The 15905-nt window shown below is 62.8% G+C and carries 18 protein-coding genes; 7 read left to right on the top strand and 11 right to left on the bottom strand.

All coding sequences use genetic code 11. The annotated features are described in order from the left end of the window. Positions 1 to 41: 41 nt before the first annotated feature. Together X771_RS157730 and X771_RS157735 are read right to left on the bottom strand one after the other, a co-directional pair. Positions 42 to 773, bottom strand: coding sequence for a DsbA family protein (locus tag X771_RS157730; RefSeq protein WP_023687169.1), 732 nt, complete (start codon positions 771 to 773; stop codon positions 42 to 44). A 167-nt stretch (positions 774 to 940) separates the two neighbouring features. After that, the gene (locus X771_RS157735) at positions 941 to 1447 is read right to left on the bottom strand and encodes a DUF721 domain-containing protein (RefSeq protein WP_023687168.1); all 507 of its coding nucleotides are present in this window, start codon (positions 1445 to 1447) and stop codon (positions 941 to 943) included. A 50-nt stretch (positions 1448 to 1497) separates the two neighbouring features. On the opposite strand from X771_RS157735, the gene mutY reads away from it, so the two are divergent. Next, entirely contained in the window at positions 1498 to 2619 is a 1122-nt protein-coding gene (gene mutY, locus X771_RS157740; protein ID WP_023687167.1) for an A/G-specific adenine glycosylase, read from the top strand. A 22-nt stretch (positions 2620 to 2641) separates the two neighbouring features. Next, on the top strand, positions 2642 to 3253 hold the full coding sequence (locus X771_RS157745) for an HAD family phosphatase (protein ID WP_023687166.1): 612 nt from the start codon (positions 2642 to 2644) through the stop codon (positions 3251 to 3253). Between the two features lie 219 nt (positions 3254 to 3472). Here X771_RS157745 and X771_RS157750 read toward each other — a convergent pair whose 3' ends face one another. Next, positions 3473 to 4606: a site-specific DNA-methyltransferase gene (locus X771_RS157750; protein WP_023687165.1), complete on the bottom strand. Its 1134-nt coding sequence runs from the start codon at positions 4604 to 4606 to the stop codon at positions 3473 to 3475. A gap of 187 nt (positions 4607 to 4793) precedes the next feature. On the opposite strand from X771_RS157750, the gene X771_RS157755 reads away from it, so the two are divergent. Beyond that, on the top strand, positions 4794 to 5480 hold the full coding sequence (locus X771_RS157755) for an HAD family hydrolase (protein WP_023687164.1): 687 nt from the start codon (positions 4794 to 4796) through the stop codon (positions 5478 to 5480). A gap of 5 nt (positions 5481 to 5485) precedes the next feature. Here X771_RS157755 and X771_RS0133485 read toward each other — a convergent pair whose 3' ends face one another. The 7 genes from X771_RS0133485 to X771_RS157785 all read right to left on the bottom strand — a co-directional run bounded on the left by X771_RS0133485 (position 5486) and on the right by X771_RS157785 (position 8765). Beyond that, positions 5486 to 5917 (bottom strand): DUF1801 domain-containing protein, encoded by a 432-nt coding sequence (locus X771_RS0133485; RefSeq protein ID WP_245260083.1) that lies wholly within the window; start codon positions 5915 to 5917, stop codon positions 5486 to 5488. A gap of 13 nt (positions 5918 to 5930) precedes the next feature. Further along, a complete protein-coding gene (locus X771_RS157760; RefSeq protein ID WP_023687163.1) occupies positions 5931 to 6389 on the bottom strand; it encodes a DUF1801 domain-containing protein in 459 nt (152 codons plus the stop codon). 3 nt (positions 6390 to 6392) lie between these two features. Next, positions 6393 to 6614, bottom strand: coding sequence for a hypothetical protein (locus X771_RS157765; protein WP_023668396.1), 222 nt, complete (start codon positions 6612 to 6614; stop codon positions 6393 to 6395). 24 nt (positions 6615 to 6638) lie between these two features. After that, positions 6639 to 7031 (bottom strand): VOC family protein, encoded by a 393-nt coding sequence (locus X771_RS157770; protein WP_023687162.1) that lies wholly within the window; start codon positions 7029 to 7031, stop codon positions 6639 to 6641. 57 nt (positions 7032 to 7088) lie between these two features. After that, positions 7089 to 7514, bottom strand: a complete 426-nt coding sequence (locus X771_RS157775; RefSeq protein ID WP_023687161.1) for an SRPBCC domain-containing protein — start codon at positions 7512 to 7514, stop codon at positions 7089 to 7091. Then, on the bottom strand, positions 7511 to 7834 hold the full coding sequence (locus tag X771_RS157780; protein ID WP_023687160.1) for a metalloregulator ArsR/SmtB family transcription factor: 324 nt from the start codon (positions 7832 to 7834) through the stop codon (positions 7511 to 7513). The genes X771_RS157775 and X771_RS157780 overlap by 4 nt, the downstream gene beginning before the upstream one ends. A 199-nt stretch (positions 7835 to 8033) precedes the next feature. Then, positions 8034 to 8765 (bottom strand): hypothetical protein, encoded by a 732-nt coding sequence (locus X771_RS157785; protein ID WP_023687159.1) that lies wholly within the window; start codon positions 8763 to 8765, stop codon positions 8034 to 8036. A 128-nt stretch (positions 8766 to 8893) separates the two neighbouring features. Between X771_RS157785 and thrC the strand changes: the two genes are divergently transcribed. From thrC to X771_RS157805, 4 genes are read left to right on the top strand one after another with little or no spacing between them, the layout of a single operon-like run. Then, the gene (thrC, locus tag X771_RS157790) at positions 8894 to 10291 is read left to right on the top strand and encodes a threonine synthase (protein ID WP_023687158.1); all 1398 of its coding nucleotides are present in this window, start codon (positions 8894 to 8896) and stop codon (positions 10289 to 10291) included. Positions 10292 to 10305: 14 nt separating this feature from the next. Continuing rightward, on the top strand, positions 10306 to 11598 hold the full coding sequence (locus X771_RS157795) for a pitrilysin family protein (RefSeq protein WP_023668402.1): 1293 nt from the start codon (positions 10306 to 10308) through the stop codon (positions 11596 to 11598). Positions 11599 to 11612: 14 nt separating this feature from the next. Further along, on the top strand, positions 11613 to 12209 hold the full coding sequence (locus X771_RS157800; RefSeq protein ID WP_023668403.1) for a GNAT family protein: 597 nt from the start codon (positions 11613 to 11615) through the stop codon (positions 12207 to 12209). A gap of 3 nt (positions 12210 to 12212) precedes the next feature. Then, a complete protein-coding gene (locus X771_RS157805) occupies positions 12213 to 15101 on the top strand; it encodes an EAL domain-containing protein (protein ID WP_023687157.1) in 2889 nt (962 codons plus the stop codon). A 195-nt stretch (positions 15102 to 15296) separates the two neighbouring features. Here X771_RS157805 and X771_RS157810 read toward each other — a convergent pair whose 3' ends face one another. Further along, on the bottom strand, positions 15297 to 15905 hold the full coding sequence (locus X771_RS157810) for a YqgE/AlgH family protein (protein ID WP_023668405.1): 609 nt from the start codon (positions 15903 to 15905) through the stop codon (positions 15297 to 15299).

Raw genomic sequence — 15905 nt, 5'->3', positions numbered from 1 at the left:
CGCTGACGCCGAAGCGCAGTCGCTCCGGCGCCGCCTGGACGTCAGAGCAGAGGGTCGATGATGGCCGATATTTCCTCAATCGACATCGCACCTTTGTAGGTTTTCCCGTTGATGAAGAAGGTCGGTGTCGAGTCGACCTTGAATTCATCGGCGCCGCGCTTCTGGACCGATCTCACATCGTCCAGAAGTTTCTGGTCCGTCAAGCAGGCCTCGAAGGACTCCTGTGTAAAACCGGCGAGCTTGGAGATCTGCAGCAGCGCATCCTTGGTATTGTTGACGCCGACCCAGTTGGCCTGCTGCTTGAACAGCACGTCGACCATCGGGAAATAATTGTCCTTCGAACAGCGCGCCAGCATGAAACCGGCCTCGGCGCTCGGATCGAACGGGAATTCGCGCAGGATGTAACGCGCCTTGCCGGTGTCGATGTATTTGGTCTTCAACTCAGGGAAGGTGGTCGCCGCGAAATGCGCACAATGCGGGCAGGTCATCGAAGCATATTCGACGATGGTGACCTTGGCGTCATCCTTGCCGAGCTGCTTGTCGGGCAAAGCGCCGGGCTTCAGCAGTTCGGCCATGTCGACATTGCCGGAAGACTCCGGGACCTTGACGGCGGCCGGAGTGGCAGGCGTCGAAGCAGGCACCGCGGGAGCCGCAGGCTTCACATCCGCTGCTTTGGCATCCTCGCCTGAATCGCTGCATGCGGCGAGCATAGCCACTGCCGGAATGACGGCCAGCGAAGACAGGAGGTTTCTGCGGGACAAGCTACGGTTCATGCGAATCACCTGACTGTGGTTTGATTTTGCAACGCAAAGGCTAGAAAAGGCGAGAGTTGGCGGGAATTAAGGCATCGCCGTCCCCATTCCAATCGCCAAACTCTACATGCAGGATCACGAATGCGCGAGATAGATGACGCGTTCATGACCGACTGATTACCGGTTGATTACCTTGGCCGCTTCCTTTGGCCAAGAATTGTGGCGCCAAGACGCTCCAGCGAGGCGCGCAAGCCTTCATCCTCGATCTTGCCGACGGTATCGGACAATTTGGCCTTTTCGACAGAAGTCAGTGCTCTCGGCGTCGGTTTCGGCCGGGCTTTGTCCCTCAGCACCGGCTTTTGCACGATCCGGATCCTGCCGATCGCGTTGAAGCCGAGAAAGGCATTGACGCGGTTGATGATCTCGCCGGTCTCGTGCTGTAGGTGCAGCGCGGCCATGCCCTCGCAGGCGATGACCAGCACCGCCGGCTCGAACGGATCGTCCTCATGCATGCGGCGCGGCCACTGGATTTTTTCGGGGCGCGAATGGCCGGCGAGCCTGGGGCCGGCGATCTCTTCCCATGACTGCACCAGCCCGATCGAAATGCCGGCCCGCTTGCGCAGCACGGGGTCGAGGATCGCGGTCGCGAGATCGCTCACCGGAACGGGATTGCCGTAAGGCGTTCTCCCTGCCATGTACGTTCTCCAGCCACGCTCCTCACCAGCCTAGAGCCAGCCCGCGATCAATGGCACTGCACGAACAGACCCGCAAGGCCGCATCCGGACCAACTCTATCGGGAGAGATCGCCGCGCGTCTGCTTGCCTGGTACGACGCGCACCATCGCGAACTGCCGTGGCGGATCACGCCGCACGCCGCGGCCGGCGGTGCACGGCCGGACCCCTATCGCATCTGGCTTTCGGAAGTGATGCTGCAGCAGACCACGGTCGAAGCGGTAAAATCCTATTTTCGCGCCTTTGTCGAGAAATGGCCTGATGTGAAGGCGCTGGCGGCTGCGCCGGCCGAGGATGTGATGAAGGCCTGGGCCGGGCTCGGCTATTATTCACGGGCGCGCAACCTCAAGGCCTGCGCCGATCTGGTTGCGAGCCAGGGCGGCCGTTTTCCCGACAACGAAACGGGATTGAGGGAATTGCCGGGGATCGGCGCCTATACGGCGGCGGCGATCGCGGCGATCGCCTTCGACCGTCCGGCGGCGGTCGTCGACGGCAATGTCGAACGTGTCATCTCGCGGCTCTATTCGATCGCAACGCCGCTCAGCGAGGCAAAGCCTGAAATCCGCGCGCTCGTCGCAAGACTGGTTCCGCAGACAAGGCCGGGCGATTTCGCCCAGGCGATGATGGACCTCGGCGCTACGATCTGCGCGCCAAGACGGCCGCGCTGCATGCTGTGCCCGGTGCGCGAGGATTGCAGCGCCATCCTGTCCGGCGACCCCGAGCGCTTCCCGGTCCGCCTGCCCAAGGTCGACAAACCACTCAGGCGGGGTGCCGCCTTCGTCGCCGAGCGCGGCGACGGCGCCATCCTGTTGCGCAAGCGGCCTGACAAGGGCCTGCTCGGCGGCATGACCGAGGTGCCGACCACAGGTTGGACAGCGCGGATCGACGGTGCAACCACTTCGGAGGCAGCGCCCTTCCCTGCCGACTGGCGGCGCGCTGGAGAGATCGCGCATGTCTTCACCCATTTCGCGCTCGAGCTCGAAGTCTTTCACGCTCAAGTGAAAAGTGATGCGCCGGAAGGGCATTTCTGGTCGCTGGCCCATGACATTTCCGGAGAAGCGCTGCCGACGGTCATGAAAAAGGTCATCGAAGCAGCGATACCGGGCGCAACCAAAAAGCACCGCCCCATTGACTAGCATTCGCTTTGAAAGGCCAGAAATGACTGAAATCCGCCATATCGTGTTCGACATCGGCCGCGTCTTGCTCCACTACGATCCGAACATTCCGTTCAGCCGCCTCATTCCCGATGCCGAAGAGCGCAAGTGGTTCTTCGACAATGTCTGCACGCATGACTGGAACATCGAGCAGGACCGTGGCCGGACGTGGGAAGAGGCGGAAGCGCTGCTGATCGCGGATTACCCGGATCATGCTGAAAACATTCGCAATTTCCGACGCTATTGGAACGACATGGTGCCGCATGCCTATGAGGACAGCGTCGCCATCATGCTCGGCCTGATCGAGAGCGGCCACGACGTGACCATGCTGACGAACTTCGCCGCCGACACACTTGCCGAGGCAAGACTGCGCTTCGATTTCCTCAGCCGCCCGCGCGGCGTGACCGTGTCGGCCGATATCCGTGAGATCAAGCCCGACCGCGCCATCTACGACCATCACGTCGCCGCGTTCGGTCTCGAACCGTCAGCCACGCTGTTCATCGACGACAGCCCCAGAAATGTCGATGGCGCCAGGGCCGCCGGCTGGCAGTCGGTGCTGTTCACGGATGCAAAAACGCTGCGGGCAGATCTTGCGGGGTATGGGATCGCGGTGTGAATGCGCGGAGGGCCGAAGTAACGCTCTACGGCGCCCCCCTCTGGCCTGCCGGCCATCTCCCCCTCAAGGGGGGAGATCAGCAGCCGCTGCGGCCGTTCTCACCTTGCAAGATCAAAAATTGGCGAAAGCGTTGATGACAGCAATCTCCCCCCTTGAGGGGGAGATGCCCGGCAGGGCAGAGGGGGGCCGTCGTAGAGCGCCGAATTTAAACCTTGAATCTCAAGCCCCTGCGCGCTCCATACCGAGCCTGGCGATGCGGCGCAGTTCGTCGATCGGGGTCAGGCCGCCCGAGCGCTCATAGTGCCAGAAGGTCCAGCCGTTGCAGGCGTCCAGGCCCTGCACTTCGGCGCCGATCTTGTGGATCGAGCCGGCGCTGTCACCGATGGCAACCGTGCCGTCGGCGCGTACCTTGGCCGACCAGCGCTTCTTGGCATCGTAAAGCGTGGCGCCGGGCTGCATAAGCCCGGTATCGATGAGGCTGACAAAGGCGACGCGCGGCTCGGCGCGCTTGCCGGTGAGCACGGCGAGATCGGCGCTTTCCAGCGGCCGCACCGCATCGATGCGCTCATTGGCGGCGTCGATATAGGCCTGTTCGCGCTCGATGCCGACGAAATGGCGGCCAAGCCGCTTGGCCACGGCGCCGGTGGTGCCGGAGCCGAAAAACGGGTCGAGCACGATGTCGCCCGGCTTGGTCGAGGCCATCATGATGCGGGCGAGCAGCGCTTCCGGCTTCTGCGTCGGATGCAGCTTGTCGCCATTGTCGTTCTTCAGCCGCTCGCCGCCAGTGCAGATCGGGAACAGCCAGTCGGAGCGCATCTGGATGTCGTCGTTCGATGCCTTCATCGCTTCGTAATTGAAGGTGTAGCCCTTGCCCTTCTGGTCGCGCGAGGCCCAGATCATGGTCTCATGCGCGTTCTGGAAGCGGCGACCGCGGAAATTCGGCATTGGGTTGGTCTTGCGCCAGACGACATCGTTGAGGATCCAGAAGCCGAGATCCTGCATCTTGGCGCCGACGCGGAAGATGTTGTGGTAGGAGCCGATGACCCAGATGGTGCCATTCGGCTTCAGCACGCGGCGTGCCGCCAGGAGCCAGGCGCGGGTGAAGGCGTCATAGGCCTCGAAACTCTCGAACTGGTCCCAGTCATCGTCGACGGCGTCGACCTTGGACTGGTCGGGCCGGTGCAAATCGCCGTCGAGCTGCAGATTGTAAGGCGGATCGGCGAAGATGACGTCGATGGATTTTTCCGGCAGCCGGTCGAGCGCGGCGACACAATCGCCCTTGAGGATCGTGTCCAGCCACTCGGATTGCTGGGGGGCGTGGGAGAGGTCGGCGAGAAGACGCACGGCAGACATTTTTACACCCAAGGCACGCGTTACTGTTTACTCCCCGTTATGGTTACCGATCAGCGTAAATATTCGGTGAAGGACGCAACGGTCCAGGCAGCCCTGACGTCGTCAATTTGCGCAGCCCGGCCCGTTGGTGTATGTCGCGCCGCTTGAGCCTTGCCGGGCCTCCATCACCCTCCTCGTTCGGATTGCCATGCCCCAGCCAGATCTTGTCATCTTCGATTGCGACGGCGTGCTCGTCGATTCCGAAATCATCGCAGCCCGCGTCGAGGCCGAATTGCTGACCTTGGCCGGATATGAAATTTCGGCTGAGGAATACGCCGAAACCTATGCCGGACTGACCTTCAAGGACATCATGATGCGGGTCGAGCAAAAATCCGCCATCCCGTTCCAGGCCTCGATGATCGACCGGGCCGAAGAGCTGGTCGACCGCAAACTGCGCAGCGACGTGCGCGCCATCGACGGCGTGCGCGAGGCGGTCGCCGCGGTCACCGCGCCGCGCTGCGTCTGCTCGAACTCACGCTTGGAGCGGATCGAGTTCATGCTCGAGAAAGTGGGCCTGCTGCCGTTCTTCGCCGGCCGGATTTTTTCAGCGCTGGAAGTACCAAGCAAGAAAACCAAGCCCGCGCCGGATGTGTTCCTGATCGCGGCGGAGCAACTCAACGCCAATCCGGCAAACACCTTCGTCATCGAGGATTCGGTGCACGGCGTCACCGGCGCCAGGGCCGCCGGCATGCGCGTGATCGGCTTCACCGGCGCCGCGCACAGCTATCCCGGCCATGCCGATGTGCTGACCGAAGCCGGAGCCGAAACCGTCATCCGCCGCTGGGCCGAACTGAAAAGTGTGATTGCCGCTCTGTCGGAGTGGTCGGACGCCTGAACCGATCAGTCCTTGGCTTTGGCCGACCTGGCCGGTTTCTTCTTAGCCCTGTTGTAGGCAATCGCGGCGCGGACGAGCGCTTTCAGCGCATCCGCATCGATCACGTCGCCCTCCGACACATCGATGGCGCGCCACACCTTGCCGTTGAGCCCGTTGTTGAACAGCCTGTCGGGATCCGGCAGGCTGGCACCGTGTGAAAAGGTCAGCTTCACCTTGTCCTTGTGAGCGTTGCCGACGGCGATCATGCCGTCGCGTGACCATACCGGGCTGCCCATCCACTTCCACTCCTCGATGATTTCCGGGTCGGCGTCGAGGATGGTCTTGCGCAGGCTGGCCAACGTCTTGCCCCGCCAATCGTCCAGCTCCCGGATTCGGGCATCTATCCGCTCGGAGGCAGAGGCGCCTCCCTCGTCCTTGCTCGACATGCTGATCTTCATGGTCTGCCTCCGTTCACATCTTCTCGCCGGGCAATCGGCTGGCCTGCTTCACCCAGGAGGCGAAGCGGGCTTCGTCGATCTCTTCGCCTTCATGGATGTCGAGATAGCGCACTTCCTTTTGCCTGGAACCGCCGGGAGGCACAGGATCGAGCGACGTGCCGCGAAAGAAGGCGACTTTGACGTATCTGGTGAAGCAATGCAGGCTGAGGAACCAACCGTCGCCCTCGATGCCATAGAACGGTGAGTTCCACTTCACCGCCTTGCAGACGCCGGGGAAGGCGCTGACGATAAGTGCGTCGATCCGGCGCCCGACATCGCTTTTCCAGCCCGGCATGGCGGCAATATATGCCTGCACCGGAGCGTCCCCATAGACCTTAGGGATCTGCGGGTTGCCGCCCGAAAGCAGGACCGGCTTTTCCGGCTTGTCTGGGGCCGGTTTTGCGACCTTCGATTTTCCCGGCGCCTTGGCCATGTCCTACCCTTGCGCGCCCTGCTCGCCACGCGATCTCGCGACGTAAGGCAGCACGAACATGTAGAGGCCGCTGAACAGCAGCAGGAATAGCGGCAGCAGCGGCGAATAGACCACCCAGGCCGGAGGTTGCCCGAACGCCATGGTGATGAAATTGGCTGCCACGGTCAGCGTGAAGATGATCGACAGCCAACGATGGGTTTGACGTATCCATTTGCTCAAGTTCATTGCAACTTCCTCTTGAACCAGCGCCTACCAACGCGCCAGTTGGGTGATCTGGATGAGATTGCCGCAGCTGTCGTTGAGCTGGGCGATGGTCGAGCCGGTCACTTCTGTCGGCGCCATGGCGAACGCACCGCCGCGTCCCTTGATGCGCTCGTAATCACCCTTGACGTCGTCGGTGAACAGCATGAGCGCGGGCTGCCCCTGCTTGAAGATGGCCTGCTGGTAGGCCTTGGCGGCCGGGTTGTCGTTGAGCGCCAGCTGTAGCTCGGCTCCCTCGGGCTCATCGGGTGAGATGACGGTCAGCCAACGAAAAGCCCCATTGCTGAAGTCGGCCTTCACAGCAAAGCCCAGCACGTCGGTGTAGAAGCGCAGTGCGTTGTCCTGGTTGTCCACATAGACGCTGGTCAGCTTGATCTTCATCGATTTCCTCCTTTTTGCATTCGGTGCCCCGCGATCAGGGCATGGTACCGGCAGGCTTCAATCCGGCTTCGCCAGGACCTGCTCCAGCTTGGTGAGGAATTGCTGCCACCCGGCCCTGGCGCCGCCATAGGCCTGCTTCTGGCTCGGATGGAAGCCCGACTGCTCGACGCGCAGATGGGTTCCCGAGCTCGTGGGTGTGAGCGTGAACGTCACCACGCTCTTCAGATTGTAGGCGGCATCCTCATGCGCAAAATCCCAGCTGTAGGACAGCGTCCTGTTTTGCTCGATGGCCAGCACCTCGCAGTCGAGCACGCCGCCCCAGTCGCCGCGAAGATTGAAGCTGTGGCCGACGACAGGCTTGAAATCGTTCTTCATGAGCCAATCCTCCATCAGATGCGGCTGCGTCAACGCGCGCCAGATCTTCTCCGCCGGCCAGGATATTTCACGTTCGACGACGACGGTGCGCAGTTCGGGATTGCTCACTGGTCCATCCTTTTCAGCAGGTTCTCGAGATCATCGAAGCGGCTCTCCCAGAATCCTGTCATTTGAACTGTCCAGTCGGTCAGCGGACCAAGTGCCTCGGGCTGCGCGCTGTAGTGGGTCTGGCGTCCGGCGTGGCGGTCACGCACCAGGCCGGCCAGCTTCAGGACGCCGAGATGCTTCGACACCGCCGGTTGCGAGACCCCGGACTGCGCCGTCAGCGCCCCCACGGTCTGCTCACCTTGGCGGCACAAGCGCTCGAAGATGGCCCGCCGGGTCGGGTCGGCAAGCGTTCTGAACAAAGTATCGTGGGCGTCCGGCATCGGGATCAATAACCTGCGAGCTATTGATTGACGTATAACCGCCGGGATATGGATGAGTCAAGTGCGCTGGCGGAATGGATCGAGATTAAAGCGCAGACGCGACCTGCCGCAGGCGCACGCCTGCAGGATTACGATCGGATCGTTTGGATCTTTCAAAGAGTTGACCGGCACCGTCGCAGCAGCGACGGCGCCCAGGCGCTTAGTTCGTCGCCGGAGCGCGCTTCTTTTTCTTGCCGGACTTCTTGTCCACCGCCGCCGGCGCGGTGTCGTCATAGCCGGCATAGACAGTGTAATCCCGGGCGGAGGGTTCGGGCACGACGACGTTGGGATCGGTGAACACGAACTGGGTGGCGGTCGAGGGATCGCTGACCTGGATCTGATAGGGGTGGATCTGCGAATAAAGCACGTCGGGGCCGTGCATGACGGCAATGCGGATCGGCATGGTGATGGTGCCGGGGGCGAACAGCGGTCCCGGCACGATCTTGCCGGCAACGCCAACCTTCATCGTCAACTGGCCGTTGGCACGGCTGCAATCGCGGCTCACATCGCTGATCGAGGCCTGGTAGATGATCTTGGCCGGATCCTTGTTCGGATCGACGATGGAGCCGTCAGGCGCCGTCTGCGCGGCGGCAGCGGCCTCGGCATCCTGTGTTGCATCAGCCTTTTTCTTTTTCGGCTGCGGCGCGCCCTTGGCGTAGGTATTGAAGTATGCGGTGCCATCGCGCACCGTCACTTTCGGGCAGTAGGCCTGCAACTGGCTGGCGAGAACCTTGGGATCCTGAGGCGGTATTGGCGCATTCGGGTCGGTCTTCTTGCCGAAACCGAGATTGAGGATGCCATTGTCGCTCGATTGGCAACCGGCGGCGGCAAGCATAAAGCCGGTTAGCGCCAGACCCGCGACAAAGCGACGGTTGAACTTATGAAACGCCATGAAACTGCACTTCCCTCTCGCAAAGTTGGTGACGTATAGCAACGCCACGGCAAAAATGCGACTGAGGCGGCTCGGAAAATTAACCAATTGCCGTGGATGAAACCGGCGGCAGCAATGGACCTTTGACGATGCGCTATGTGAGTACCCGCGGGGATGCGCCCGTGCTTGGATTTGCCGATGCGGTGCTGGCGGGGCTGGCCCGCGACGGCGGGCTTTATGTGCCGCAGACATGGCCGCAGTTTTCGGCAGCCGAGATCCGCGCCATGCGCGGCCTGCCCTATGCGGACCTCGCCATCCGCGTGCTGACGCCGTTCCTCGGCGGCGAGATCGCCGCACCCGTCTTCGAGCGCCTGGTGCGAGAAGCCTATGCCACCTTCCGCCACCGGGCCGTCTGCCCGCTGGTGCAGACCGGCGCCAACACGTTCATCCTCGAGCTCTTCCACGGTCCGACGCTGGCCTTCAAGGACGTTGCCATGCAGCTGCTTGCCCGGCTGATGGACCATGTACTGACTGAGCGCGGCCAGCGCGCCACCATCGTCGGCGCGACCTCGGGTGACACTGGCGGCGCCGCCATCGATGCCTTTGCCGGCCGCGACCGAACTGACATTTTCGTGATGTTCCCGCATGGCCGCGTCTCGCCGGTGCAGCAGCGGCAGATGACGACATCGACGGCCGCCAACGTCCAGGCGCTGGCGATCGAAGGCAATTTCGACGATTGCCAGGGCCTGCTGAAGGATATGTTCAACGATCATGGTTTTCGTGATCGCGTGTCGCTGTCGGGCGTCAATTCGATCAACTGGGCCCGCATCATGGCCCAGATCGTCTATTATTTTTCCTCGGCGCTTTCGCTCGGCGCGCCGGACAGGCCGGTCTCCTTTACCGTGCCGACCGGCAATTTCGGCGATATTTTCGCCGGGAACGCCGCCAAGAAGATGGGCCTGCCGATCGAGCGGCTGATCGTCGCCACCAACGACAACGACATATTGGCGCGCACTTTCGCGACCGGTGAATACCGCACCAAGGGTGTGTTTGCGACGACGTCGCCATCGATGGACATCCAGGTATCGTCGAACTTCGAGCGACTGCTGTTCGAGGCCTGCGACCGTAACGCAGAGACGGTGCGGCGTTACATGGCCGGCCTCAAACAATCCGGCGCCTTCACCATCGAAACCGCGGAAATCGACCGGATGCGGTCCGAATTCGACGCCGGACGCGCTGTTATGGACGAAGTTGCAGCCACCATTCGCTCGACGCTCGAATCCAGCAATTATCTGCTCGATCCGCACACGGCCGCGGCCGTGCATGTCGCCGCCGGCAAGGCCGACGGTGCAGTGCCGATGGTGGTGCTGGGCACGGCGCACCCGGCCAAGTTCCCAGCGGCGGTCGAAGCCGCCTGCGGCGTGTCGCCGGCCCTGCCCGCATGGCTGGGGTCCTTGATGTCAGCCGACGAAAAGTACACGGTACTTCCATCCGACCTGAAAATGGTGGAAGATTACGTGAGCCGCCACTCAAGGGCAGCGCGTTAGGGAGTACTTGCCATATGGGTGTTGAGGTAAGCCGTCTGTCGAACGGCCTGACAGTCGCCACCGAAACCCTTCCAAGCCTCGAATCCGTTGCCCTTGGCGCCTGGGTCAAGTCCGGCGCCCGCAATGAGCGTGACGACGAGCACGGAATGGCCCATCTGCTCGAGCATATGGCCTTCAAGGGTACGAAAAGGCGGACCGCCTTCGAGATCGCCTCGGAAATCGAGGATGTCGGCGGCGAGATCAATGCCGCCACATCAGTCGAGACGACGTCCTATTACGCCAGGGTGCTGTCCGACGATGTGCCGCTGGCGGTGGATATCCTTGCCGATATCCTGCAGGAGTCCGAATTCGACCCGGAGGAACTGGAGCGCGAGCAGCATGTGATCCTGCAGGAGATCGGCGCCGCGCACGACACACCCGACGACATCGTCTTCGACCGCTTCACCGAGACCGCCTTCCGCCACCAGACGATCGGCCGCTCGATCCTCGGCACGCCGGAAACCGTCAAATCCTTCACCTCCAAACAGCTGCATGATTTCATCGAGCGCCAATATGGCGCCGAGAAGATGGTGATCGTCGCGGCCGGCGACATCAAGCATGACAATTTCGTGCGCGAGGTCGAAAAACAGCTCGGCGGTTTCCGCAGCAAGTCCGACAGCACGATGCCCCAATATGCGCAGTATGTCGGCGGCGATTTCCGCGAGGATCGCGACCTGATGGACGCGCAGATCGTGCTCGGCTTCGAAGGCCGAGCCTATCATGTGCGCGATTTCTACGCTTCGCAGGTGCTGTCGATGATCCTCGGCGGCGGCATGTCGTCCCGGCTGTTCCAGGAGGTCCGCGAAAAGCGTGGCCTGTGCTATTCGGTCTATGCCTTCCACTGGGGTTTTTCCGATACCGGCATCTTCGGCGTTCATGCCGCGACCGGGCAGAGCGACATTGCCGAACTGGTTCCGGTCATTATCGACGAGCTGCAGAAGGCCGGCGAGAATATCCTTCAGGAAGAGCTCGACCGCGCCCGCGCGCAATACCGCGCCGGCCTGATCATGTCGGCTGAAAGCCCGGCCAGCCGCGCCTCGCAGATCGCCAGGCAGCTGCTTCTGTTCGGCCGGCCGATCGCCAAGGAGGAGTTGATGGAACGGCTGTCGGCGCTGACCGTCGAGCGGCTGACCGACCTTTCGTCCCGGCTGTTTTCGACCAAGCCGACGCTGACTGCGGTTGGACCGGTGGGTACGCTCGCGCCCTATGAGGCGATTCTCGATTCGCTTGCGGGCACGCACACCACGGCCCGCAAGCTCGCCGTCTAAGCCTTCAAGCGCCGGTGTTCGCGCTCCCTTTCTTTCGCCGTGACCTGCCGGCACTGAAAGGCGACCGGGTCATGCTGCGCGTGCCCTACACCAACGACTATCGCGAATGGTCGGCGGTGCGCGGCGAAAGCCGTGCCTTCCTCGAACCGTGGGAGCCGCGCTGGACGCCCGATGAACTCGACCGCACCGCCTGGCGGCTGCGCATCGGCCGCTACCGCGAAGACTATGCGCAGGGGACAGCCATCGCCTTCTTCATCTTCGAGAAGGCGAGCGGCAAGCTTGCCGGCGGCATTACGCTCGGCAATATCCGCCACGGCGTCTCGCAAAGCGGCCATGTCGGGTACTGGATCGGGGAGCGGTTTGGCGGCCGCGGCCTGATGACCGACGCGGTCAAGGTGGTCTGCCGCTTCGCCTTCGATACGCTGAGGTTGCACCGGATCGAAGCTGCCTGTATTCCCGACAATGTCCGGTCGATCCGCGTGCTTGAAAAAGCCGGATTCCGGCGCGAAGGACTTCTGCGATCCTACCTCAGGATCAACGGCATCTGGCAGGACCACTACCTCTACGCCCGGATCGCGGACGATCCGCCGGGCGCTGGAACGAAGGACTGATTTTTGACGAATTTCCTGCGAAACGGGTCGCTGTTGGCCTTTGTTCTGGCGGCTGCCGTCGCGCTTTGCGCGGCGCTCCCGGCCTTCGCCGTCGAACCGATCAAGATTGCCCGCGACGATGTCGCGCTCGACCTGTCGCGCGCCGTCCAGATCTACGTCAATCAGGGCGAAAACTTCCAGGTGTCGACCGCGCCCGGTCCCGACGGCATCGTGCGGCGCATCGAGGTCGAGGCCAATGACGCGCGCTCGAGCGGCGACTGGGCGGTGTTCGCGCTCGCCAACACCACCGACCAGCAGCTCGACCGGCTGATCGTGGCGCCGCATTTCCGGCTGGTGAATTCCGGCATCTTCTGGCCCGATCTCGGCGCCACCCGCATCGCCGCGATCACACCCAGCGAGGGCTTCGCGCTCGACCGCCAGTCAAGCTCCGACGCCGACGTGTTCCGGGTGACGCTGAACCCGGGAACGGTGATCACCTTCATCGCCGAACTCGCCTCGCCGAAGCTGCCGCAGGTCTACCTATGGGAGCCGGAAGCCTACAAGGACTCGGTCAATTCCTATACGCTGTTCCGCGGCATCGTCATCGGCATTGCCGGCCTTCTGGCGCTGTTCCTGACAATTCTGTTCGTGGTCAAGGGAACCTCGATGTTTCCGGCGACCGCAGCGCTGGCCTGGGCGGTTCTGGCCTATATCTGCGTAGATTTCGGCTTTCTAAACAAGATCATAGAGATATCGCCCGGCAACGAGCAGATGTGGCGAGCGGGAACCGAGGTGGCGCTTGCGGCGACCTTCGTGGTGTTCCTGTTCGCCTATCTCAACCTCAACCGGTGGCACGGCCATTTCAGCTATGGCGCGCTGGTCTGGATCCTCGGCCTGGTGCTGATTGCGGGTGTGGCCATCATCGATCCGGCCGTCGCCGCCGGTATTGCCCGGCTGTCCTTCGCCGCCACCGCGCTGACCGGGCTCGGCCTGATCATCCTGCTGGGTCTTCGTGGTTACGACCGTGCGATCATGCTGGTGCCCAGTTGGGTGATGGTGCTGCTATGGCTGTGCGGGTCGTGGATGGCGATCACCGGCATGCTCGACAACGACATCGCCCAGCCGGCATTGGGCGGCGGGCTGATCCTGATCATCCTTTTGATCGGCTTCACCGTCATGCAGCATGCCTTTGCCGGCGGCGCGCTGCATCAGGGCCTGTTCTCCGATCTCGAGCGCCAGGCGCTGGCCGTGGCCGGCTCCGGCGACACGGTGTGGGACTGGGACGTGCTGCGCGACCGCGTCGTCACCAAGCCCGACGTCAGCATCCAGCTTGGCCTGGCGCCCAACAGCCTGGGGGGTGCGGCCCGCAACTGGCTGCCGGTGCTGCATGCCGACGACCGCGACACGTTCCGCACCACCCTCGACGTGGTGCTCGAACATCGGCGCGGCCGGGTCTCGCAGAATTTCCGCCTGCGCGGCGCCGACGGGCACTACCACTGGTTCTTGCTTCGGGCGCGGCCGGTGATCGGCTCGGACGGCGAAGTGATTCGCTGCGTCGGCACCATGGTCGACGTCACCGAGCAGAAAAAGTCCGAGGAAAGGCTGCTGCACGATGCCGTTCACGACAATCTGACCGGCCTGCCCAACCGCGAACTTCTGATGAACCGGCTGGAAGCCATCATCTCGATCGCGCGCACCGAAGAGAAGGTGCGCCCGACCGTCTTCGTCATCGACATCGACCGTTTCAAGCAGGTCAATGACGGGCTTGGCATCTCGGCCGGCGACACCATCCTGCTCACCATTGCGCGCCGTTTGCACCGGCTGTTGAAACCGAAGGATTCGCTGTCGCGCTTTGCCGGTGACCAGTTCGCCCTGATGCTGCTCTCCGAACAGGAACCCTCCCGCATCGCGGCGGTGGCAGACGCCATCAAGCACGCCATCAACAACCCGATCACCTTCGCCAAGCGCGAGATCGTGCTGACTGCCTCGATCGGCCTGATCACCTGGACCTCGGCGCAGACTTCGGCAGAAGACATGGTCAAGGACGCCGAGCTTGCCATGCACCAGGCCAAGCGCTTCGGCGGTGACAGGATCGAGCCGTTCCGGCCGGCCTTCCGCACCGTCGGCACCGACCGGCTGCAATTCGAATCCGATCTGCGCCGCGCCATCGAGCGGCGTGAGTTCACCCTTGCCTACCAGCCGATCGTACGGCTGGAGGACGGCAGCATTGCCGGCTTCGAGGCGCTGCTGAGGTGGGACCATCCGCGCCGCGGCATGATCCCGCCGGGCGATTTCATCCCGGTCGCCGAAAGCTGTGGCCTGATCGTGCAGCTTGGGCTGTTTGCCATGCAGCAGGCGGCCGAAGACCTCGCCGGTTGGCAAAAGCAGATCGGCGACACGCCGCTGTCGGTGTCGGTCAATCTGTCCAGTCGCCAGCTGATCCGCCGCGACCTGGTCAGCGATGTCCGCTCGGTCATCGCGCGCGCCAATCTGAAGCCGCGCTGCTTCCGGCTCGAACTTACCGAATCGCTGGTGATGGACAATCCAGAGCAAACCTCGCATGTGCTGACCAAGCTCAAGCAGCTCGGCATCGGCCTGTCGCTGGACGATTTCGGCACCGGCTATTCCTCGCTCGCCTATCTGACCCGCTTCCCCTTCGACACCATCAAGATCGACAAGAGCTTCGTCGACGACGCGACGCCGAAGCGGGCGGTGCTGCTCAAATCCATGGTCAACATGGCGCATGAACTCGGCCTGTCGGTGGTGGCCGAGGGCATTTCCGACGAAAGCGATGCGCTGGAACTGCGCCAGATGGGCTGCGAATATGTGCAAAGCTTCATGTTCGGCGCGCCGATGCCAGGCGACCAGGTGCTGAAGGCGTTGAAAGAGCAGTACCCGATGACGCAGGCGTGACGGGTGAGGCATGCGTCGTGCAGGCGCGTGGTTACATTGGAATGAACCCCGAAAATTAGCTGAAGCGACCGCGCCTTCGTCATCCTGGGGCGAAGCAAGGAGCGCAGCGACGCGGCGCAGACCCTAGGATGACGAAAGTGGCGGGCGGCTTCGGCTAGTCGCGAAGGTTCGGCGGAACGTCGGCGAGGCGAGGCCTCAGGCGTGCCCCGCGGCCAGGCTCAAATGCGCCAGATCAATCCCGATCGATGCCAGGATGCGGTCGTATTTGCGCTCGATGTCGGCGTCGAACAGAAGCTCCGGCGTGGCCGGACAGGTCAGCCAGCCATTCTCGGCGATCTCGGTTTCCAGCTGGCCGGCGCCCCAGCCGGAATAGCCGAGCGCCATCAACGCGCGCCGCGGGCCGCGGCCGGACGAGATGGCGCGCAATATGTCGACCGTCGCGGTCAGGCAGATATCGTCGGAGACGGTGAGCGAGGATTCCACCCGGTAGTCGCCCGAGTGCAGGACGAAGCCGCGGCTACGGTCGACGGGGCCGCCATTGCGCACGACGAAGTCGCGAGCCTGCGCCGGCAGCCTGATCGCCTCCTGCTCGTTCATGATGCCGAGCTGCACCAGAAGATCGGGAAACAGCATCTGTTGCGTCTGGTTGATGATCAGGCCCATGGCGCCTTCATCGCTGTGCGCGCAGATGTAGATGACCGAGCGCGTGAAGCGATCGTCCTTCATGCCGGGCATGGCAATCAGGAACTGGTCGTCAAGAAAGCCGCGTCCACCGGCTGTCTTTTTGTGGCGCAACAAGTCCAT

Source organism: Mesorhizobium sp. LSJC269B00 (assembly GCF_000502815.1).
Lineage (GTDB): Bacteria > Pseudomonadota > Alphaproteobacteria > Rhizobiales > Rhizobiaceae > Mesorhizobium.
This window is presented reverse-complemented; position numbering and strand designations above follow the sequence as displayed.